The organism is Azospirillum humicireducens (assembly GCF_001639105.2).
GTDB classification, from domain to species: Bacteria; Pseudomonadota; Alphaproteobacteria; order Azospirillales; family Azospirillaceae; genus Azospirillum; species Azospirillum humicireducens.
Genome location: NZ_CP015285.1, coordinates 497273 through 518736 on the forward strand (window position 1 = coordinate 497273; position 21464 = coordinate 518736).

General features: G+C 62.7%; 16 protein-coding genes. 4 read left to right on the forward strand and 12 right to left on the reverse strand.

The window, feature by feature from the left end; genetic code table 11:
* Nucleotides 1–17: 17 nt before the first annotated feature.
* The 11 genes from A6A40_RS02310 to A6A40_RS30310 all read right to left on the reverse strand — a co-directional run bounded on the left by A6A40_RS02310 (nt 18) and on the right by A6A40_RS30310 (nt 12614).
* A complete protein-coding gene (locus tag A6A40_RS02310; protein WP_063633928.1) occupies nt 18–2900 on the reverse strand; it encodes a DUF1156 domain-containing protein in 2883 nt (960 codons plus the stop codon).
* Nucleotides 2900–3685 (reverse strand): ASCH domain-containing protein, encoded by a 786-nt coding sequence (locus A6A40_RS02315; RefSeq protein WP_063633929.1) that lies wholly within the window; start codon nt 3683–3685, stop codon nt 2900–2902. Before A6A40_RS02315 ends, A6A40_RS02310 begins: the two co-directional genes overlap by 1 nt.
* 49 nt (nt 3686–3734) lie before the next feature.
* On the reverse strand, nt 3735–4211 hold the full coding sequence (locus A6A40_RS02320) for a hypothetical protein (protein ID WP_063633930.1): 477 nt from the start codon (nt 4209–4211) through the stop codon (nt 3735–3737).
* A complete protein-coding gene (locus A6A40_RS02325; protein WP_063633931.1) occupies nt 4208–7792 on the reverse strand; it encodes a helicase-related protein in 3585 nt (1194 codons plus the stop codon). The genes A6A40_RS02320 and A6A40_RS02325 overlap by 4 nt, the downstream gene beginning before the upstream one ends.
* A 1-nt stretch (nt 7793) precedes the next feature.
* A complete protein-coding gene (locus tag A6A40_RS02330; protein WP_063633932.1) occupies nt 7794–8672 on the reverse strand; it encodes a BrxR family helix-turn-helix transcriptional regulator in 879 nt (292 codons plus the stop codon).
* Nucleotides 8673–8862: 190 nt separating this feature from the next.
* A complete protein-coding gene (locus tag A6A40_RS30300) occupies nt 8863–9084 on the reverse strand; it encodes a hypothetical protein (protein ID WP_146191534.1) in 222 nt (73 codons plus the stop codon).
* Nucleotides 9085–9123: 39 nt separating this feature from the next.
* Complete coding sequence (locus A6A40_RS02335) at nt 9124–9699, reverse strand: dual specificity protein phosphatase family protein (protein WP_082860695.1); 576 nt, start codon at nt 9697–9699, stop codon at nt 9124–9126.
* A complete protein-coding gene (locus A6A40_RS02340; protein ID WP_158279270.1) occupies nt 9696–10064 on the reverse strand; it encodes a gamma-glutamylcyclotransferase family protein in 369 nt (122 codons plus the stop codon). Before A6A40_RS02340 ends, A6A40_RS02335 begins: the two co-directional genes overlap by 4 nt.
* A gap of 44 nt (nt 10065–10108) precedes the next feature.
* Nucleotides 10109–10450, reverse strand: a complete 342-nt coding sequence (locus tag A6A40_RS30305) for a hypothetical protein (RefSeq protein WP_146191535.1) — start codon at nt 10448–10450, stop codon at nt 10109–10111.
* Between the two features lie 153 nt (nt 10451–10603).
* The gene (locus A6A40_RS02350; RefSeq protein WP_158279271.1) at nt 10604–11449 is read right to left on the reverse strand and encodes a phage Gp37/Gp68 family protein; all 846 of its coding nucleotides are present in this window, start codon (nt 11447–11449) and stop codon (nt 10604–10606) included.
* A 292-nt stretch (nt 11450–11741) separates the two neighbouring features.
* A complete protein-coding gene (locus A6A40_RS30310; protein ID WP_063633936.1) occupies nt 11742–12614 on the reverse strand; it encodes a hypothetical protein in 873 nt (290 codons plus the stop codon).
* Nucleotides 12615–13006: 392 nt separating this feature from the next.
* On the opposite strand from A6A40_RS30310, the gene A6A40_RS02360 reads away from it, so the two are divergent.
* From A6A40_RS02360 to A6A40_RS02370, 4 genes are all read left to right on the forward strand, one after another.
* The gene (locus A6A40_RS02360; protein WP_063633926.1) at nt 13007–13603 is read left to right on the forward strand and encodes a recombinase family protein; all 597 of its coding nucleotides are present in this window, start codon (nt 13007–13009) and stop codon (nt 13601–13603) included.
* A 591-nt stretch (nt 13604–14194) separates the two neighbouring features.
* Nucleotides 14195–15160 (forward strand): hypothetical protein, encoded by a 966-nt coding sequence (locus tag A6A40_RS30650; protein WP_063633925.1) that lies wholly within the window; start codon nt 14195–14197, stop codon nt 15158–15160.
* A complete protein-coding gene (locus A6A40_RS02365) occupies nt 15157–16614 on the forward strand; it encodes a VapE domain-containing protein (protein ID WP_063633924.1) in 1458 nt (485 codons plus the stop codon). Before A6A40_RS30650 ends, A6A40_RS02365 begins: the two co-directional genes overlap by 4 nt.
* Before the next feature lie 572 nt (nt 16615–17186).
* Nucleotides 17187–20444, forward strand: a complete 3258-nt coding sequence (locus tag A6A40_RS02370; RefSeq protein ID WP_063633937.1) for a bifunctional diguanylate cyclase/phosphodiesterase — start codon at nt 17187–17189, stop codon at nt 20442–20444.
* 36 nt (nt 20445–20480) lie between these two features.
* On the opposite strand, the gene A6A40_RS02375 is transcribed toward A6A40_RS02370, so the two are convergent.
* Nucleotides 20481–21248 (reverse strand): M48 family metallopeptidase, encoded by a 768-nt coding sequence (locus A6A40_RS02375; RefSeq protein WP_063633938.1) that lies wholly within the window; start codon nt 21246–21248, stop codon nt 20481–20483.
* Nucleotides 21249–21464: the final 216 nt, after the last annotated feature.

Here is a 21464-nt window from a genome sequence, read left to right on the forward strand (position 1 = left end):
GTATCTCCGGTTCCGGCTTACAGCAGGGTGCCCTGGGCGGGCGCGGGTTCGGGTTGGATGTCGCGCGACAGGGTCAGGATTTCCGGCCAGCTCTGCACCAGACCGTTGTAGGCCATCGCCTCCGCCGCCCGCTTCTTGCGTTCACAGAGCGTGTAGAGCCGATAGGCGAGTTCGCGCGCCACCTCGGCCTTCGAGCCGATGGCCGCGACCATACGGGCGGCGGCAGTTTCGCCGCCGGACTCCAGGACGCGGATCAGGTGATGCACCATCTCCCACACCGTCAGGCGCGGGTCGGTCGCTGGATTCCAGTCGGCGGGAAGCTCCGCCGGACGCAACAGACGGACCTTGCCGCCCTTCGACACCAGTATCCCCGCCTCAGCGAGACTGGCGACGGCAGTATTCTTGGCCTTGGACAGTGTTTCGGCGTCGCCATAGGCCCCGTCGCTGAAGCCCACCTGCTCGAACCAGGACAGCGCCCAGCGGGTGTCAGCATCGAAATCGCCTTCCTGCTCGGCCAGGGATTCATCCAGTAGTTCGTTGATCAGGGAGAGCGCTTCACGGACAGAAACCCGCTTGCTTTGGGCGTCCAGCACCTGGGCATAGCGGGTATAGACCGCCATGCCAGGGCCGATGGCTGATTGCGCCAAATCCACCGGGGCGATGTTGCCGCGCTGGAGATGGGCCAGAGCCACAGGAAGCTCGGCCTTCAGCGCATTCCGAAACTCACGCTTGGTGGCCGTAGGGGCGTCATCTGGGCGATGGCGGCAGACCAAGACAATGGAGGAGGCCAGAGCGTTGGTGTTGCGTCCAATGTTTCGAGTTGCCAATTCGGACCGCATAGGCCAAGTCCCACTGATGGCAAATCCAGCACAGATAACGGCATCAAGAAACGTTTCCCAGCCCGTGCTCGCAGTTCCGGCATCATTAGCGGTTTCGGACTGCTTGAAGGCATAATAGATGGTGACTGGAAAAGCGGGATGAGCCTGTTCGGCCAACCGATGCATGGCTGCCGTCATCCCGGTCAGGAAGAAGGTCTCCGCCGCCTCTTTACCACCATGGCGATAGGGGGTCGCCACCAGTTCCTCGGACTTCGGAACTGCCAGGGTGGAAAACAGGGTCGGGAAGACCGGACGCAGGGTGCGGCGCAGCCAGACATAGAAAAAGTCGGACAAATCGGCGTAACCGATATTGTCGTAGTAGGGCGGGTCTGTGGATATAACGCGGGCATTGCTGGTCGATTGGGTCTGCGCATCGCTTTGCGTTGCCCTTCCGCCAGTGCAATCCATAAATTTGTCTAGAACTTCGCATAATGAGTGAGTTGTTCCGTAAAAATCCCCGCCCGCGCCTGCAAAAGGATTGGTTTCAACATAATCCCAAGTCATTGGCAGTGCCTGTCTGCCGAATGTTCCGCGCATACGGTCCATTCCGCTTTCCCAGACACACAAAGATGAGTTGCGGTCAGTGGCCTTACTTACAGAGAACCCGCAGTATACAGCTACAGCGTCAGCATAGGCTGTGGCTCCGGCACCGCCATCGACGAGGCTCTCGCCGTCGTCGAGACGTCCAGCGGCTAAGGCATCGGCCTTGATTCGCTCCCGCGCCTCCTGCACCAAATCGGAAAACGTCGTCAGCGCCATCAATTGGCGCGATGTAAACAGATCGCCGTAGGTGGTCAGACCGTATTGAACAGTCCAGAAGTTGCGCGGATCGTTCGGCAAGTTTGTTTCCGGCTTCCAGTCGGGGGTCGCTCTGGTCGCCAAGCTCTCCATTTCCTCGGTGGGCGACAGATAGACGCGCCCCCGGTCTCCTTCCGCGACAATCGCCATCAGCCGCGCACCCATCCTCCCGGTCTGCCCTTCACCTTTGATGTAATCGGGCATAATCGGCGATCCTGACATCACACATTGGAAATTGGCTCCGCGCCCCAATTTGGTGCCATTCTTCGCTGCATCGGTATCCCCTGGCTTGCCGATCTTGACGACGAATCGGTAGCCACCATCCTCAATGACTGGCTCGACGTAGGCTTCCTTGCCGGGCTTGGTGGACAGCATGAATGTGGAGGCCAGTGGCACATCCACGTCATGGAAGGCGGGGTTCGGGCTTTTCACCGTGCGCGCCCACAGCCAAGCAATGACGGTCAACTTGCGGCCTACCAGCGGCCTCAAGTCGAGCCGCTCATCAGCCATAGACGCGGTGATCTCGATTTTGGGATACAGGTGCCCGATGCGCTTTTCCGCCTCGTCCCGCATCCATTGGCCGTAGTGCCGCACGTCCTCTGCCAGCCCCTGCGCCCCCTTACCGCTCCATGTGCCGCCGCGCGCCAGCTCCATTCTTGCTTGCAAGTTGACCGGTGGTAGCCCAGTGAACTTGGGCGGGATTTCGATCATCGCCTTGTTGATTAGCACCGCCACAGGGTTGAGGTCGGTGGCATGGGCCTCCAGTCCTAGCCGTTGAGCCTCCAATGGCAGGGTGCCACCGCCCGCGAAGGGGTCGTGGAAGCCGGGTAGCCGGTCTGGGGCAAATAGTTCCCCTGCACGCGGATGGGCGACATTGTCGGCGCAGGCTCGCCGCCAGTTTTGCCTGATCTCGGCGCGAGCCTGTTCCAACACCGCTTCGTTGGTGGTGTTCTCCCACTTAACCAATTGCTCGATGATGCCGAATAGACGGTCACGCTCCTTCTGTTGCGCCTCTTCCGTCGGGAACAGGTCCGGCCACGCCGACGGATCGTCCACCATCTGCGCGAAGATCACCGCCCGCGCCGCTGCCAGGGGCCGTCGCGCCCACCACAAGTGCAGCGTGCTGGGATGCCCATGCCGGATCGACTTTTCCCGTGCGCTGGCCTTGTTGATCGCCTCCAGCGGCAGGGCGACTTCGATGAGCTTCTTGCGGGTCTTGACCATCACAGAGAGTCTTTCAGCATACGGATTCGGATTTGGCGCGGTGCCATGCGCTCCAGAAGAACCTGATCGCCGGGCATGGCCCCGGCACTCGTGAAAAAGGCGCGTGTGCCGCCCCGGTCGCGCAAGATCATCTTGCTGCCATCGACATCGGTCGTGACGGTCGGGCCGGGGTCGAACGCCACCGTGACGGTTCCTTTCGCCATGGTAGCCGTGTTGGAACCGCCAATGGCATCATTCGGGAAAAGGCCGAGCGCATTCGTCAACCGGATGTAGCCATTGTCGATGGCGCCTTTCGTCAAATGGACGATGTGGCTGTCCACAGGGGGAGCAGGTGGAGAAACTGGCGCGGCGGCCGGAATCAGCTTGCGTGCGGGTTCGACGGTGTCTTCAGGGTTTGACGTTTCGCCGGACTGCTGCGCGATCAACGCCGTAACCTCCGGCGGAAGATTCACCCACGTCACCGCACCCGACGGATGCCGATACGGCACCGGCTTGGGCAGACGCCGCACCTGCGCCAACTCCCAGGGAACGACCCACCCGGCCGCGAGTACATCGGCGATTTGGTTCGCCCCAATGCCATGCCGGTCCCCAGTCGCGGTCAGCCCATCGCGGTCCAGCGCTGAATGGCAAGCCACCAGTTCCGCCACGCCGCAGACCATCCCGCTGCCTTTGCGGATCAGGGCGATTTGCCCCCGGACCAAGGTCGGCTTCGACCGCATCTCCCAGGTCTTGCTGCCGGACAGGATCAGGTCGATCCACGGCTCGCGAATGACCAGCCCCTTCATCGGAATGTCCCGCACGGTTTGGACCACAGCAGTGGACGGATCCTATCGGTCATTCCACCTCCTCCTCGGGTGCCCAAAGCGGAGGAGCACCGGGCAACGCCAGTTCGATCATGTAGAGGCAGAGCGCATGCGACGCTTCGGACGGTGACCGGCAAGAAACCGCACCGACCGCACGCAGAACGTTTCGCACGACCTCGTCATCCCGTACCAGCGCCGGGAACAGGTGATGGTGGATGAAGCGTCCCCACAGCTCGGCCGGATGGGTGGCAGATTGGACGAACAGATCGATCTGCGGCTCGTATGCCTCGTCGCGATAACGTCTGCACAGAATGGTCCAGGGCGCCAGAAGCGGCGCCAGATCCACCGGATCGCTGCTGCCCATGGTGGTGATTGGTCCAAGGCGGTCGCGCGTAACCCCCAGAAGGTCCGCCGCCCGAAGGAAGCGGCGGCGGCAGACCGAGTAGAGCGCGAACAGCTCCGCCTTCGCCCGGTGCTCCTGATGGACGGCCAATTCCTCACGGGTCATGCGATGGCTCCCGCCTTGGCGATCAGTTCCGCAAAGCCATAGTTCACGCTGGCCGCGTCGAAGTCCGGCTCCCGCCGGAAGGGTTGGCGGATGTAATGTACGCGATGGTTGGGACCGTCGAATTCGACCACGGCCAGGATGAAGTCATCCGGCTTGTTGAGCGCGGTTAGGATTTCGTTGCGCGTCACCGTGATGGTATCGGCGCCGGTGACACGGCCCTTCACCTCGATGAAGCGCAGGCGGCCGGTGCCGGGGATGCGGCTTTCGATGTCATAGCCAAGCCGGTCGAACTCCCGGTCCACCGGCACGAATCCCAAGCCCCGCTCCACATCCATCACGATGGCGCGCGCCCGTGCCGCCACCGCCATGGTGTCCACCATTTGAACCAGCGGTCGCCCGGACATCGCGGCGATCAATCCGGCGGGGACGATCAGCACGCCGCCCAGCGCCACCGGCGGTAGGGCCGCCATCTGCCGCTCCTGGCGGATTTCCTCCAGGCGCTTTTCCAGCCGGGCCTGGAGCGCGTCGGCGCGCTTGCGGGCCTCGGCCGAATTCAGGTTGGCGTTAGGCTTGCCCGCCTTTTCCTGCTCCTTCAACCGCTCCGCGCGATGGTCCCAATAGGAGATTTCCTTGGTCAGACGGTCTCGCACCGCCGCCTCGGTCCGCGCCAGCAGGGCCAGCTTGCGCTCCTTCACCTCGGCAAGATGCTCCGGCACCATGTGGGCGATAGCGTGGCCGAGGGCTTGGCGCTCCAACTCCGGTCGGATCCAGCCGCATTCGGGCCGAGCGAGAATCGCTTCCACTCCGGGTTCGTCGGCGCGCAACGGGCGAACGTCGAGGTAGGGGGCGTAATGGATGTGCCGGGTCTCCCCGGCCTCGTCGATCTCCACGTAGAGCAGGCGCTTGGAGATCATCCGCCGGTCGCCGCTGCGGGTGACGCCGCCGTCCTGGAGCGCGCTCTCCATCGTGAACATGACGCGGGGCTTGGTGCCGGGGTCGCGGTCGTCCACCAGGATGGAGCCGCGCCGTAGCAGGTCGCGGTGCCGCTCCAGGACCAGATCGATCACCGAATCCAGCAGGGGATGGCCGGGGCAGACGAAGGCGGCGAGCGTCTGACCCTGCGGCGCCACCAGCGCCTTCTCGAAGGCGATGCGCTCGTAACGGGGCAGCACGGGTTCGCCGATGCCGATCAGCCGGTCGCGGTTGCGGACCGGGGCCGGGACATGGGTCACCTCGAACCGGCGCGGCTCACGCTGCTTCACCGTGCCGCCCAGGCGCCGGAAGGCTTCCAGGAAGAAGGATTCGATGTAGTGGGGTTGCAGGCGACGCGCCTCCGCCCGCTCCATCTCCTCGCGGATGCGGTGAACACGGCTCGCGTCCATGCTGTCCTGGGCGAGGGCGTGATCCTCCAGCAGGTCTTGCAGATGGTCGCGGTCCACCGCGTCGTCGATGACCCGGTTCAAGCGGTCCCGCACCTCCGGCTGTTCGCCGTAGCGGATGGCCGAGATCAGGAGATCGCGCAGCGGGCGTCCGTCGAACTGGAGCTTTCCGAGCACGTCGAAGACCTGCCCACCCAGCGATTTGCGGGCCTGCTCCAGCTTCTCCAGCAGCTTGCGATAGACGTCGCCTTCGCGCGTCTCGTCGGCGACGAGGTTCCACAGGTGGCAGACCTCGGTCTGGCCGATGCGGTGGATGCGGCCGAAACGCTGTTCCAGCCGGTTGGGATTCCAGGGCAGGTCGTAATTGACCATCAGATGGGCGCGCTGGAGGTTGATGCCTTCCCCCGCCGCGTCGGTGGCGAGAAGGACGCGCACCTCCGGGTCGTGCTTGAAGGACTCTTCGGCCTTCTTGCGCTCCTCCCGACCGAGGCCGCCGTGGATGCAGACCACGGCCTCCCGGCTGCCGAGCAGGGACGAGACGCGGGTTTCCAGATAGTTCAGCGTGTCGCGATGCTCGGTGAAGAGGACGAGCTTCTGATGCGGCGACGCCGTGGGCTTTGGCGGTGGGTTGTGCTGATCCGGCCCTCCGGCGTCGTATTCGGCCTGTTCCTCGGCAAAGCCGTTGGCGATCACGGTGGGGGTGAAGATTTCGGACAGGAGGCTCGCCAACTCGCGCCATTTGCGATCCTCGCCGGACCGGCGGATCGAGGACGCCAGGGCTTCGAGGCGCTTCAGCGTGTCGATTTCGATCTTCAACTCGCCGATGCTGCGGGCGGCGGTGGCCTGATCAAGGATCTCCTCCTCGGCGGCCTGTACCTCGTTGTCCGGCGCGTCGTCGAGATCGTCCACATCGTCGGCGTCGAGCATCCGGCCCGCCGATAGGACCGTGCCGACCTCGGCCCCGCGTTGCAGCACCTCCAACTCGCGCATGCGGCTTTCCAGCCGCTCCCGGCGACGGCGGAGGGATTGGTAGATCGCCTCCGGCGAAGACGCCAGACGCCGTTGCAGGATCGTAAGGGCGAAGCCAACCGTTCCAGCGCGTTTGTCGTTTTCCAGCGCGTCAGCGCGGTTGAACTCCTGCCGAACGTAGTCCGTGACCTCCTTGTAGAGCTGCGCCTCGGCATCCGACAGGGTGTAGGTGACGGTGTAGGCGATCCGCTCGGGGAAGAGAGGCTTGCCGTCGAACTTCAGCAGCTTCTCCTTCACCATGCGCCGCATGAGATCGGACACGTCGGCGGTATGAACGCCATCGCGGAACCGGCCTTCGAACCGGTCGCCGTCGAGCAGCGCCATGAAAAGCTGGAAATCCTCCTCCTTGCCATTGTGCGGTGTCGCCGACATCAGCAGGAAGTGCCGGGTGAGCGTCGAGAGCAGTTGGCCGAGCCGGTAACGCTTGGTGTATTTGATCTCACCACCGAAGAAGGTGGCCGACATTTTGTGGGCTTCGTCGCAGACGACCAGATCCCACCGGCAATCCGGGGCCTGGAGCTTCTGCTGGACGTCCTCGTCCCGCGACAGCTTGTCCAGGCGGGCGATGACGAGGTTGTTCTCCAGGAACCAGTTGCCGGTTCGGGCCGCTTCAAGCTTGTCGTTGGTCAGGATCTCGAAGGGCAGATGGAAACGGCGGTAAAGCTCGTCCTGCCACTGCTCTGCCAAGCTGCCAGGGCAGACGACAAGGCAGCGTTGCAGATCGCCGCGCGCGATCAGCTCCTTCATCAGCAGCCCGGCCATGATGGTCTTGCCCGCGCCGGGGTCATCGGCCAGCAGGAAGCGCAAGGGCTGGCGGGGCAGCATCGCTTCATAGACGGCGGTAATCTGGTGGGGCAGCGGCTCGACCACGGAGGTGTGGACCGCCAAGACCGGGTCGAACAGGTGGGCCAGCCGGATGCGCTGGGCCTCCGACACCAGACGGAAGAGGTCACCCTCGCCATCGAAGCTCCAGGGGCGGCCGACTGTCGCCACCTCGATACGCGGTTCATCGTGCCGGAACAGCAGTTCGTTGGCGACCCGGCCTTCCGGCGTCTTGTAGGTCAGTTCGACCGCCGCAGTGCCATGCCACTGAACGCTGACCACGGTCACAAGCCCGTTCGGCAGGATGCCCCGCACGGAAGCGTTGGGGGTCAGGTCTTCGAGCCGCGCCATCTCAAGCAACCCCATGAAGCTGTTGGGACGCGGCGCCGATGGCGTCGCGGTTCAAAAGGACGATTTGTTGATCCTGCGGTCGGCGTGCGGAAGGGTCGGTGTCGATGCCCAGACGCTTCAGCGTGTAATAGAGAAGCGCCCGGCGTACCCGGACCTCCGCCCGCCCATCGACCATGCCGTAATCGCGCCCTATCGCCGCGTGCTGGGACGCGGATAGAGCCGGATGAGGGCCGATTTCGAGCGCCACGTCCTCATGCCAATCCGTGTCGTCAGCGGGGTTCGTCGACGCGGGAGTCAGCGTCCTGGTCTCCAGGATCCTGGGGAGCACAAAGTCCTTGAACCGGCCATCGGCGCAGCAAAATGCACGCGCATGCCAACGGAAGCCGTCATGGGCTATCGCGTGTGGTTCAATCCAGCGCCACGTGGGTTCCACGCGCGACATGGACTGGTAATGGATCTCCACCGCCTCGTGGCCGTGGATGGCTCCTATGATGGTCCGAAGGACGCTCGCGTTGACCGTTCTGGCAAGTACCGGCAGGACACCGAATGGAGGCAGACGAGGCAGCCAGCATTCCGATTGGCCCAACACCGCCTCCGAAACCAGACGAAGCTGCGAGAGGTATTGTTCGGCGTCTGGGCGGAAGAAGATCGGTGCGAAAGACGGAGAGCGGACGTATGCTTTGGCATGGGTGTCATAGGACATGTTGCCCGGTGCCATGGCAAGGTAGCGCCGCAGATCGGCGGATGCCTGCTGGATCGAGATGCCGAACATGCCCGTCAGGTCGGCGCGGTTAGCGTGACCGTCCCAGAACAGGCGGAACTCGATGAATTCGAGCCGCCGTTCAATTCCCCACCGTAGCTTCGCAGGAAGCTGCTCCACGAGACGCCTGTTCGCCGGTCAATCCAAAAAACCCTCCTAGTTTCTGGACCGTCCGACGATTGACGTCAACGTGGAATTATCAATTTGAGGTATGCCTTTTGGTCGCGTCGGCCGCAGGACGGCTCCGTTGGGAAGATGTGCATTTCCATCTCGGTACCATCATGCGGGGAGCACTGAACCAAGTCGACCGTCACATTTCCCAGGTTAGCACGTCCTCAGCCATCCGGCGGCTGGCACAGCCAATGGCGACAGTCCATTCACCTCCAACTTCATCATCAACCGCCGCGACCTTGAGGCCGCGTCGGGAATTGGTGTGGCAGACGAGTCGATCATAATCCGCAGGGTCAATGATGACCGAGACCTGAAACGGATATCGTTGATCTTTCGTCTCCAAAATTTGTGCGTTGCTCATGAACATTTCCTCGCGGTTTATCGGGCAAGATGCCCAAGACTATTTACCGTGAGGGATTCTTCCGTTGGAAACAGGGCGGATCGAGAGAACATGCTGGACCTGCTGTGGGTTCAGCAGCGCACCGGGGCGAGCAGCACGTACCAGACGGGTGGCGTCGTCGGCCAGGGTGCCAAGTTCGACCAGCAGGCGGGCTGCGATCATCCCAGACCGTCCGCGCCCAGCCCGGCAATGTACCAGCACCCTTTCGCCACAACGCAGGCGATGCCGCACCTCGGGACCAGCCAGCGCCCAGGTTTTCTCGAACTCCTCGTCAGGTGGATGCTGGTCGAAGATCGGACAGCGGAACAGATCGATACCATGCAGCCCAGCTTCATGCGCAAGGCGCTCAACCCCAAGAACGCGGGTTTCGCGCGGCGTCAAAAGCGAGATGATGGCATTTGCCCCCCATCTGCGGATGGCTTGGAGGTCGGCGGCCATGTCGCGATTCCACCCACCGGATACTGGATCGCGATCCTTGCGGCCTGGACAAAAGGTGACCCCAATATGACCGGCGGCGCCGGGCACCGGCACCTCCACGATCTCCATCGGGTGCGTCGCGCTCGTGCAGAGAATCATCGACGCCTCCAAATCTTTGTTACGCCATCCGGCAACGGGGCAATCGGCTTCGATCCGGTGTCCGGCTCAATCAGAACGTAGAGCCAGCACTCAACCTCACCGGTTCTCGTGAATATCATTTCAGCGATGCGCTCGTAGAAAATTCCATTTCCCTCGACGAGATCGACCTCATCAAGAGTGCGCCGATTCACTTGGTATATCTCGCCCTGAACATGGAAACGACCCGGCCGCACCATTGCCGGAAAATCCCCAAGATCAACGAGATCGAATTCTGGCCGAGTTCGCCCCTCTCCGAAAAATCTTGTACCTTGCAGATATGAGTGATTGTGAAATCCGCGCCTCAAACTGCCGTAGACGAACAGCATCCCGCTGTCCTTCTTCGGCATCCTCTTCAAGAGCGGCATGGCTTTCACAGGGAAGGGATGCAAGGGATCGGCAGGTCGACCATCCCGATGGATAGCAAATACTTGCGGAACCGCCTTTCGGTTTCGGCAATCAGAAGACAATGGCTGAACGAGTTCGGCGGGAAATTATCACCGCGCTCGGAACGCATGGCGTGGAGCACCTCCTGGCGGAGTTTCAGATAGACGGCCATGTGGACATTGATTGCTGTCTGCCGCTCATTCCATTTCAAGACGGCGACCGTTCGCGTAAACTCTCGTTCTTCGTCGAGCAACGGAAGGCCAGAACGCCGCCGCAAGCGGTTTCGGTCACAGACAGAAGTTTCGATTCCTTGAAAGTCGGACTCCATATGAATGATCCCAAAGAGTGGAGAACAATAATAATGCATTGTTCTCCTGAAGTCGACACATCAGAACTCACCATCATCCTGTCGAAACCTTCGCTCTTGGATTTCCTGGTATAATCCTTGGGCAGACGGGGCTGCCCCGCCTGCCCGTCCTGGTCATGCCGCGATCCGCCCCTCGTGAACCACCATCCCATGTGGTGGATCGGACTGCATGTCGAGTGGGTGTCCGGTGGATGGAAACTGGCGCCACAGTATGCCGTCCAGCATAGCGCCTCCCTTGCCATATCCGTCGTCCACGCCTTCCGGGTTGTTCTCAACCTTGCCCCACTGCTTGAAGAAGAACGGCGCCCCCCTGCGAATGCACTGGTCCCGGATATCTCTCACCCAATCGATGGAGCACGGCCGAGCACCGATTCCGCTTTCACCGCCCGCAATCACCCAATGAATGCTGTCCAGGTCCAGCGGCCCCACCGAACCAATCAGCGGTTCAATCGAAAGAAAGCGGGTGCGGGCTGGGATACGCCGAAGGTCATCAACCCGGCCCGTGACCTTTGCATTCTCGACAGACGTTCCAATCCAGACGTGGTCACCGAGCCTCACATTGTGCTTGGCGATAAAATCGGCGGCATAGCCGGGGCGCTTTGTCAGAACCTGAAAGATGTGGTGCGGCAAACTATTCATGATGTTAATAATGTCGAGCACGTCATGCTCATTAGCTTCTTCATAGAACAAGTCGGACATGCTGTTCACGAAATAGACGCTTCCCCGCTTATCGCCGACTGGCGCACGAAAGACTTTAGGCGAGTTGCGTCGGATGACCCCACTCCAGACCGCAGGCTTTCCCGGCTTGCGTTCCGTCAGACCCTTGTATTCTGGCCGATTCCTCATTCCAGCCAATCGGTGCGCCATCTTCTGCGCATAGCAGTTGGTGCAACCCGCCGAAACGATTTTGCAGCCGATCAGCGGGTTCCAAGTCTTTTTAGTCCATTCGATGGTCGTCATCTTCATTTTCCTTCAAAAAAGTCGCGCGTCTTTGTTGCCGTCCGTCTTGTGGTGACATCGGCTTGAAAATCGTTTCGCGTGTTTTTGGTGGATCAGGCGGAACAAGCTCCGCCCCGGAGATCAATATTGCGTTCCCTGAGGCGGCTCCGACGGAATCCGCATCGTGGAAACTGCTTTGCTACTGATAATCCTTCGCCGTCGCCCTGGTCATGCCGTGACACCCGCCATCAGGCGGCGGTCGTCAACAAGGTGGAAGGTTTGGCGCCGGAGCGTCAAGAAGTGACCAATCGTTTCAGCGGCCAAGCACAGCAGCAAGTTCATCGAACAGCGGCTCAAGGTCATCTGCTTTCGCCTTGGCAAGACGTTTGCCGATGGATCGAGCAGCTTTTACCGGTTCAAGGGAACCGAGTTCTCCAGAGCTTTCATCATCAATGTGCCTGCGGCTGCTTCCAACCCTCCCACGGTCGGCGGCCTTCTTGATTCCCCCCTGCTCCTCGATCCAGGCAACGAACCCATCGGAGTCGATTCCATCCTGCAATGCGGCACGCATGGCATTGATCCAATAGGCGCGATTACGCTTACGAGGATCGGTGTTGCCCGGCCATGCCATGTAGCTGATGATCGCCGGGGTGTCGGCGATCTTCAGGCGGTTGATCGCCTTGGCTTGTCCCGATTGTTCGATGATCTGCTCGCGCTTCTCGTCGCCAAGATCGTCCCACAGGCGAATAATTTCGTAGACTACCGCGAGGGAGCGATAAGCACGCTTGTTGCCGATTTCGTCTGTCTCGGTCGAGTAGCGGTCCACGTCCTTCAACGAGGCGACAATCTCGTCCACGGTGGGACGAAGCGGCGCACTGAGTTGCTCTTCATCCGTCGCGTTGTGACCGGCCTTCCTCACGAGATCGTCATAAATTTGTTGTTGCTGATCCAGTGCCTCCTCCAGTTCAGCCACACGATTCTCAAATTCGCGTTTGGCTTCGTCAAAGGCAAGGAATGCGCCACCCGTTTTGAGTGTCTCCTTTGGTGAAATGCCTGTTGAGTCCATATACGTGTAGGCTTTTCTGATGGCGTTCAAAGCTTCAATGTCCGATGTATTCGGATGTCCCGCCATGATAATCATCTTTGAAGCCTTAGCGATTGCGTGGTAATTCAGCAAATTTTCCATGGGTCTCCGTTATCCTCGTATCGGTTTCCATATCAAGAGTGCGCATTGAATAACGTTCGGTTCTGCGTGGAATCCAATCCAACGCCCGTTTTTTGAAGTTTCCGCATGTTGATGATTGCGCTTTGAACGCCGTTCAGCGTTGTTGGAGATATTACCATGGGCGGTCCGAGGGTCAATATGTTTTTCACAATTTTTTCGCGTGGTATTTCCGTCCCACGCAGATCCTGAGTGGTATTTCTGTCCCACGTAAAGGGCATGCGGCACCAGGGGAGGTGGCCTGTCCAGAATTTCTTGGGTTTCTGGACGGTGCTGAAGATGACGTGGAACTGCGGCGGTTGACGTCCAGAAAATCCGTGCGAAAATTAGAGACAACCGGACGGGGGTTTCTGGACATGGGGAGGATTTACGGCTACTCGCGGGTGTCCACGAGCGAACAGGACTGGGCGCTCCAGCTTGACGCTTTGCTGAAGCGCGGGGTCGATGATCGCGACATCTTCAAGGAGAAGGCCAGCGGTGCCCGCCGGGATCGCGAGGAACTGCGGCGCGTCCTTGATCTGCTCCGGCCGGGCGATGAACTGGTGGTGTGGCGCCTGGATCGGTTGGCCCGGTCGCAGATCCATCTGCTCCAGATCGTGGAAGAGGTGGAGGGTCGCGGCGCCAAGCTGGTTTCGGTGATGGACCAGATCGATACCAGCACCGCCACCGGCCGGATGATCCTGGGCGTTTTGGCGACGCTGGCGGAGTTCGAGCGCAACCTCATCCGGGAACGGTCGCAGGCCGGTGTCGCCGTGGCCCGGCAACGCGGGGTGAAGTTCGGCCGCCCGTCCAAGGTCACGGCGGCCGTGGTCCGGCAGATCATGTTGGCGAGCGACGCTGGTACGCCGGTCGCGGAGACGTGCCGGACGCTCGGCATCTCGCGGTCGAGCTACTACATGGCCCTTCGGTCGGCGAAGGCGGCGTCCATCGGGGAGCTTGCCGTCGCGGCGTGATCGTGGAGCGACGGTGGGGAACGCGGTTCCCCGCCGCGCCGGTGGATGGTGGGGTCCAGGGCTACGCCCGACCTGCCGTGATCACGAACTGCTCACCGTCTGGTGTGGATCATGGTGGGGATGGTGGGGTGGTGAGGGTGGTTTCCGAACCTCTTGTCTTTTTCTCTTCTTCTCTCATGACTTTCCAGAAATCACCCCACCTACCCCACCAAACAGAAATTCATCAACAATATCATTGGGTTGGCTGGTGAGGTGAACCCCACCACCCGGTGGGGTGGACCCCACCTCCCCAGCGGCGGAGCGGACAGGGGCAACGATTATACCGAATGGACCGTCGCCATTGTCAATATTCAAATGTCGATCCAGGAAATATCCGCTGGGCACGAGAAAGATATCGACAAACGGAACCCATCTCCGCCTTAAATACGTGCAGGCGGACCGCTGGCAGAGCGGAGCACACGACTTTATCGCCAACTAAATACATCACGAGGCCGGGCGTCCATCTGACGCCGGGAACGTGCCTCCAAACTTGTCGTGTGCCAAAACCGCCCCGCATGGCTGCCACCATGCGGGGCATTCACGAGCAACGACATGCTTATTACTTGGAGCTTCTTCCCGACGATCCGGGACACCATCCCAACCTACGATACCCTTTCCTGGCGCGAAGCCTGCGACCGCCTCCACGCTTGGAGCTTGATCGCCCGGCCGCCGAGCGCCAAGGACGCCGGGACCGTCCCAACCATCTCGCCTGCCGAGTTCCAACCCGGCGCCACCCGCCGCAAGGATGCCGTCGCTCGATGGAGCTTTGCGGCCTTCGACCTCGACAACGATGATCCGGCCCGCTCGGTGCGGTTCGAGGATGTCGTGGAACTGCTCGGCGATCTGCCGTACATCCTGCATTCAACGACCAAGTCAAAGCCGGACCATCATCGGATGCGGCTGATCTTGCCGCTGTCCCGACCGGTGGAGATCAATGAGTTCGATGCGTTCTGGTGGGCGGCCAACCAACGGTTTGGCCGACTCTTCGATCATCGGACCCGAGATCCCAGCCGCGTCTTCTTCATCCCGGCCGCTTGGGACGGGGCCGAGAACCGTTTCGCCTGCCGGGTGGAGGGCGCCGCCCTCGACGTTGACGCCCTGATCGCTGCCTTCCCCGTGCCTGCCGCTCCGACCGTGGCACCAGCGAGCGTTGCGGATACCGTGTGGCGACTGGCCCCGCCATGCGACGATCCAACGGCGCTGGTGACCGAGGAGATGCAGCAGGAATACTTCTCCGCGCCCATTGGCTCCGGCCGGTTCTACAAGTTCATGTGTCGGATCGCGGCGAGAGCACGGTTCCTCGGCGTCTCGATCACGGCGGCCGATCTGGAGGCGTTGGCCTTGATGATGGACGGGGCCAGCGGCAAGGCCCGCCCTCGAACAGGGACGCGCCGGGAAGCCGAGCACGCGCTCAATTTCATCGCACGTCAACCGGCCCCGGAACCGTTCCGGCGCGATCCCCGGCTCCTCGACCGTATCCGCCGCCGTCAAGCGCGGGCCATGGGAGGGGCGGCATGATGGACCTGCACGACATCATCAACGAGTGGAACCAACAGCCTGGGCGATGGACGGCAACACCGGAGGACATCCTTCGGTTCGCCGAAGCGGCCAAGGCCGCCAATGACGCGCCGTCCTGGCTGTGGGCCGATGTGCGCCGCACCATGGAGGAGCGTTCCGGCCTGCCGAAGCGGGAGGCTGCCGACATGGTTCGGGGATGGCGGATCACCGCCGATCTCGGCCGCTATCCTGACGGCCTCATCGACTTCATCTCCGCCTTCATCGAGTCGCGTGACTTGCGGATGAAGGTGGACGGAACGTTCATCGACGCCAAGGGCCAGACCGTTGGCAGCGCCGATGTCCGAAACCAGATCGCGATCTGGACCGGCGACCATGGGGCGTTCGCTGCCGTCAATCCGCTCAACGGCGCCTGGGCCGAATGGCGGCGGCTGGCGCACAAAGAGGCTCTGCAAGCCTGCTACGAGCGGGTGAAGTTCGACCCGGCGGCCGACACCACCGTCTTTGACCGTATCCTCGACCTCCTCTTTCACAACACCGTCAATAACCCGACACATCGAGAGGCGGCCAAAGCTGTGCTGAGGAACTGGGTTCACCGGGTGAAGAACGCGATGCGTGGGACGATCCATTACCGGACCCACATCATGCCGTATCTCATGGGGGTCCAAGGCTGTGGAAAGACCACGACTGTTGAGCATCTGATCAACCCTGTCGAGGAAGCCGTGACGGCCACGTCCTTCGATATGCTGGAAGATCAGAGCCGCATGATGGACCTCACCACCATGCCGATCATCTTCTTCGACGAGATGGCGAATGCCCGGCGTTCGGAGGTGAACAAGGTGAAAGGGTTGATGACCAGCCGATCCCAGCAATTCCGACAGCTTTATCAAGAGGCCGGGAAGCGGGAGATCATCTCGACGTTTATCGGCTGCGGGAACTTTGACCTCGACACCTTGATCATGGATCCCAGCGGTAATCGCCGGTTCTTCCAGATTAACGTGTGCGACAGGATCGACCTTGCCGCGATCCGCAAGTTGGACGCCATGGCTTTCTGGCGCTCGGTGGACGAGGACGCCGAGGCCCCGGCGTTTGAAGGCGACGTCTATGCGCTGATCCGGGGTGAGCAAGCGGGACAGCGGTATCGGACCCCGGTTGAACAATGGCTCGATTCCGACGTCCACATCCCGGACTCCTGGACCACCTGCGCATCCCTGTTCGCCGACCACTTCGAGGAATGGCGGGAGACGTTCTTCCCGGCCGAACGCTACAGCGTCGTGAAGTTCGCGAAGGAGATGAAGCTGTGCCAGGACGACCGGCTTGAACACCGGAGTCGCGGCGGCCGGAGCGAATACCGGTTCACGGCAACCGATGCCCAGGCAAAGAGCAGTAGTCGGCCGAAACCATCCGCCCAGGTGCTCACCATCCAGGACATTTTGGCAGCCAAGCACGCCGCATGATCACGGGCGGGGGCATGCCCCCGCCCATCAACCGATGCTCAGCGATAAGCCCAGATGGCTGACCGATGGCCCGGCCCTCTGGGCCGTTCCCCTACATCCTTCGCTGCGTTCACCAAATCCAGCCTTGACGCCTCTGACGGGGGATCATCGGCACTCTCCGGAGGATGCGGGCGCTGGATTGAGGGTGGCTTGCGGGTCTCATAGCACGCGCGCGCGACCATAGCGGCGTGGGCATGCGTTTTAAAGCCTCGCGATGCTCCGGTTTGCCCGTCCGGACCGGACCGTCGTCGGCCGCATTGATCTTCGCCGCCGAATCGTTGCCCGGTGAAGGGAATCCGCGCCTAGATCTCTGCAGGCATGGTTTCCGTGATTTCCCTGTACACTCGCGGACGCGGCGCAGATCGTCCATCCAAGGGCGAGGAAAACAGTCAAAGAGTCGCGCTGTGGTGGCTTTAATTCGCTTGCGGTTGAATCCTTGCGAGCATTAAGCAACACTTGCACAGTGCATCGGGGCCGGCCGCAGCCGGTTGCCGCGAGCTTCATCAGATCAGGCCATCCGAAGGGAGCCCTTCTTGTCCGACCCCGTCGCCGAGCTGGTTCGTGCGCCGTCGCGCTCGTCAGACGAGGCCCGGCTCTACCGCCTGCAGTTCCTGGCGTCGATGGCGTTGGTGTCGGCGCTCGTCCTCGGGCTCGGCTTCTATTTCGTCTGGCAGCATTGGGCCGATCTGGAGCACGATCTGAAGCAGAGCGAGGCGCGTTATGTCCAGGAGCAGCAGCAGGCCCTGGTGCAGGAGGTGGAGAACGCGCAATCCTATCTGGCCTACATGCGCTCGCGCGTGGAACCGCTTCTGAAGGAGCATCTGCGCGCCCAGGTGGATGAGGCCTACGCCATCGCCCGCAGCGTCCATAATCGGGAAAAGGACATCCTGCCCGATGCGGCGGTGAAGGAATCGATCAAGGAGACGCTGCGGCCGCTCCGCTTCTCCGGCGGGCGCGGCTATTATTTCATCTACGACCTGAACGGCGAGTCGGTGCTGATGCCGGTCGATCCGTCGCAGGAGGGAACCACGCCTTTCGCGGCTCCCGATCCGCATGGTGCCGCGGTGGTGCGCGAGCTGATGCGGGCCGTCCAGGACCCGAGCCTGCGCGGCTTCGCCCGATACCGCTGGCGCATGCCCGAAAACCCGGCGCAGATGGTGGACAAGCTGGCCTTCGTCCGCCGGTTCGAACCCTATGACTGGGTGATCGGCGCCAGCGATTCGTTGGGGGCGGCGGAGGCGCAGCTCCAGCGTGAATCGCTGGAACGGCTGCGCGCCTTCCGCTTCGGAGAGACCGGCTATATCGGCGTGCTGCGCCAGGACGGGCAGGTTCTGCTGTCCCCCACCGCGCCGGCGTCGGAAGGGATGAACGCGCGCGACCTGCCGTGGAAGACCGAACGCGATCTCGTCACCCGCTTGCTGGAGCAGGGACGCCAAGGCGGGGGGGAGGTGCGCTACGACTGGATCCATCCGGTCACCGCGCGGCCGACGCCGAAGATGGCCTATGTCTCCGCCCCCACCGTGTGGGGCTGGATCCTCGTCGCCGGCTTCTACATCGACGATGTCGGCAAGGAGATGGAGGCGCGCAGGGCGGAGATCAGCCGCGGCGTCAACCTGCGCGTCTGGACCACGGTCGCCGTGCTGGGCGTGGCGCTGGCTGCGTCCGTCGGCGTGTCGTGGCTGGTCACCGGCTGGATCCGCCGCATCGTCGGCAGCTACCAGTTGCGGGTCCGGCATAGCGACAGCATGCTGCGCGAGCGGGCGCGCCAGCTCTATCTCGCCAACTTCTTCGTCGACCATGTGTCGGAGATCGTCGTCCTGGCAGATGCCAACCTGCGCATCGCCTACATCAACCCCTTCGGCTGCAAGGCGCTTGGCGGGACGCTGGAGGATCTGGTGATGGGGCAGGCCGACCTGCTGAAACGCTTTGCAGCGGAGGGCGAGGACGCGGCCAGCCATTACGAGACCGTCTACCATACTCCGGACGGCCGCACCCTGGAGCTGGAGGTCACGGCCAGCCGCATCACCTACGAGGGGGAGGTCTATTATTCCGCCATCGCCCGCGACATCAGCGAGCGCAAGCGGGCGGAATGGCAGCTGCGGCTGTCGGCCAAGGTGTTCGACAACGCCGCCGAAGGCATGTTCGTCGCCAACGAAGACCGCCGGATCGTTGCCGCCAACGACGCCTTCGCCCGCATCACCGGCTATGACCGGGACGAGGTGCTGGGCCGCAGTCCGGAATTCCTGCGCTCCGACCGCAATCCGCCGGGCTTCTATGACGATCTGTGGGCGCAGCTGCGCGAGAACGGCCATTGGGCCGGCGAGATCTGGAGCACCCGCAAGAATGGCGAGATGTTCCCGGAATGGCTGAGCGTCAAGCTTGTGAGGAACGAGGATGGCGCGGTCGCCAACTACATCGCCGCCTTCACCGACATCACCGAGACCCGCGCCCAGGAGGAACGCATCCGCCATCTGGCGCAGTTCGATTTCCTGACGGACCTCCCTAACCGCTTCCTGCTGCGCGACCGGCTGGACCGCGCCATGCTGGCCGCCGGTCGCCACGGCACCAAGGTGGGGTTGCTGTTCGTCGATCTCGACCGCTTCAAGACCATCAACGACAGCCTGGGCCATCAGGTCGGCGATAGCCTGCTGCGCGAGGTGGCGGTGCGGCTGCTCGGCACCGTGCGGGCCAGCGACACCGTCAGCCGCCAGGGCGGCGACGAGTTCATCCTCCTGATCAGCGACATGGACAGCCCCGACGCGGCCGGCATCGTGGCGCGCAAGGTGCTGCATGCCCTGTCGGAGCCCTATCTGATCGATGGGCACGAGCTGCAGGTCACGCCCTCCATCGGCATCGCCATCTACCCGGACGACGGCACCGGCATCGACGCGCTGCTGAAGAGCGCCGACATGGCGATGTACGCCGCCAAGGAGGCCGGGCGCGCCACCTACCAGTTCTTCACCCCGGAGCTGAACCGCCGCGCGTCGGATCGGATGTGGACGGAGAACAACCTGCGCCGCGCCCTGGCCAACAACGAGCTGGAGCTGCATTTCCAGCCGCAGTTCTCGCTGGACGGCCGCCGGCTGATCGGGGCGGAGGCGCTGGTGCGCTGGCGCCAACCCGACGGCACGCTGATCATGCCCGGCCAGTTCATCCCGGTGGCGGAGGACACCGGCCTGATCCTGCCGCTGGGCGATTGGGTGCTGGGGGAGGCCTGCCGCCGCGCGGCGGAACTGCTGCGGCACCAGGATCTGCTGATCGCCATCAATCTGTCGGCCGTGCAGGTCCGCCGCCCCGGTCTGGCGGAGCGGGTGGCGGGCTGGCTGTCGGCCTACGGAATCCCGCCCTCGGCGCTGGAGCTGGAGGTGACGGAAAGCGTCCTGATGGACGATTCCGACGTTGTGTCGGAAACCTTCTCGCAGTTGCGCGAGATGGGGGTGCCACTGGCCATCGACGATTTCGGCACCGGCTATTCCTCGCTCGCCTATCTGAAACGCTTCCGGGTCGACAAACTGAAGATCGACCGCAGTTTCGTCAGCGGCCTGCGTGCCGGCAATCCGGACAGCGGCGCCATCGCCGAGGCGATCATCGGCATGGCGCGGTCCTTGCGCATGCAGACGCTGGCCGAGGGGGTGGAGACAGAGGAGCAGTATCACTGTCTGGCCACCATGGGCTGCGACCAGTGCCAGGGCTATCTGCTGGGCCGTCCCATGCCCTATGAGGATTTCCTGGCCTTCGTCCGCCGCGATGCCGGCACGGCTCAGGCGCAGTTGGCCGAAGTGGTGCAATAGGCGCGGGGGCCGGGCTGCACGGCCCCGCCGTCCGCCTTACCCATACCGCAGCAGCCGCGTGCCGTTGGCCTTCAGCCAGGCCCGCGGCAGCTCGACATCCCGACCGGCTGTCAGGCTGGCGCACAGCGCCCAGAAGCGCGGGGAGTGGTTCATCTCGCGCAGGTGGGCAACCTCATGGCCGACGACATAGTCCAGCACCGGTTCCGGCGTCAGGATCAGGCGCCAGGAGAAGGACAGACGGCCGGTGGACGAACAGCTTCCCCAACGGCTCCTGGTGTCGCGGATGGTGACGGCGGCGACGCGGGCGCCGATGGACTCGGCCTTGACGCGGGCACGGGTCGACAGTTCCCGCTTCGCCTCGGCGGTCAGGAAATCGCGGACACGGCGGGCGACATGCTCCGGCTGGCCGCCGACCAGCAGGGCGCCCTCCTCGATCCGGGTCGGGCCGCGCAGGGCGGGGTCGTGGCGGATCACATGATCGACGCCGAGGTACGGCACACTGGCCCCGTCGGCGAAGGGCAGGGAGGGCGGCATCGCCGCCAGACGCGCCCGCAGCCAGCCGTCATGCCGGCCGACGAATTGGCGGGCGTCGGTCTCCGATACGCCGACCGGAACGACAACCTGGACCAGCCCGCGGCCGGCATCGACGCGCAGGGTCATCCGGGTGGCGCGCGCACTCTCCCGCAGCTCCAGCGGAATCGGCAGGCCGGATATCTCCAGCGCCCGCGGCGGCTGGGGTGGCCGGGCGGCGGAACGCTTGCGTCTGCGCAAGAGGGCGGGGAGAGGAGGGCGGCGCTGCACCATGCCGTCTTATAGCGCGGCTGCGGCCTTATGCGAAAGCGTCCTCCCACCTTGGCGGTAACGGAGTTAAGGCGCAGCCTCGGCTTAAAGCATTAGGGCCTTCGAACGAACCATAGGCTATGGGGTGGACTGAGGTCACATTTGACACGATCGATCGGAGCACAAGATAAAGCAGAGGTAACGCGGCGGTCCCATGATCTCCGGTATCCCACAGTTCAG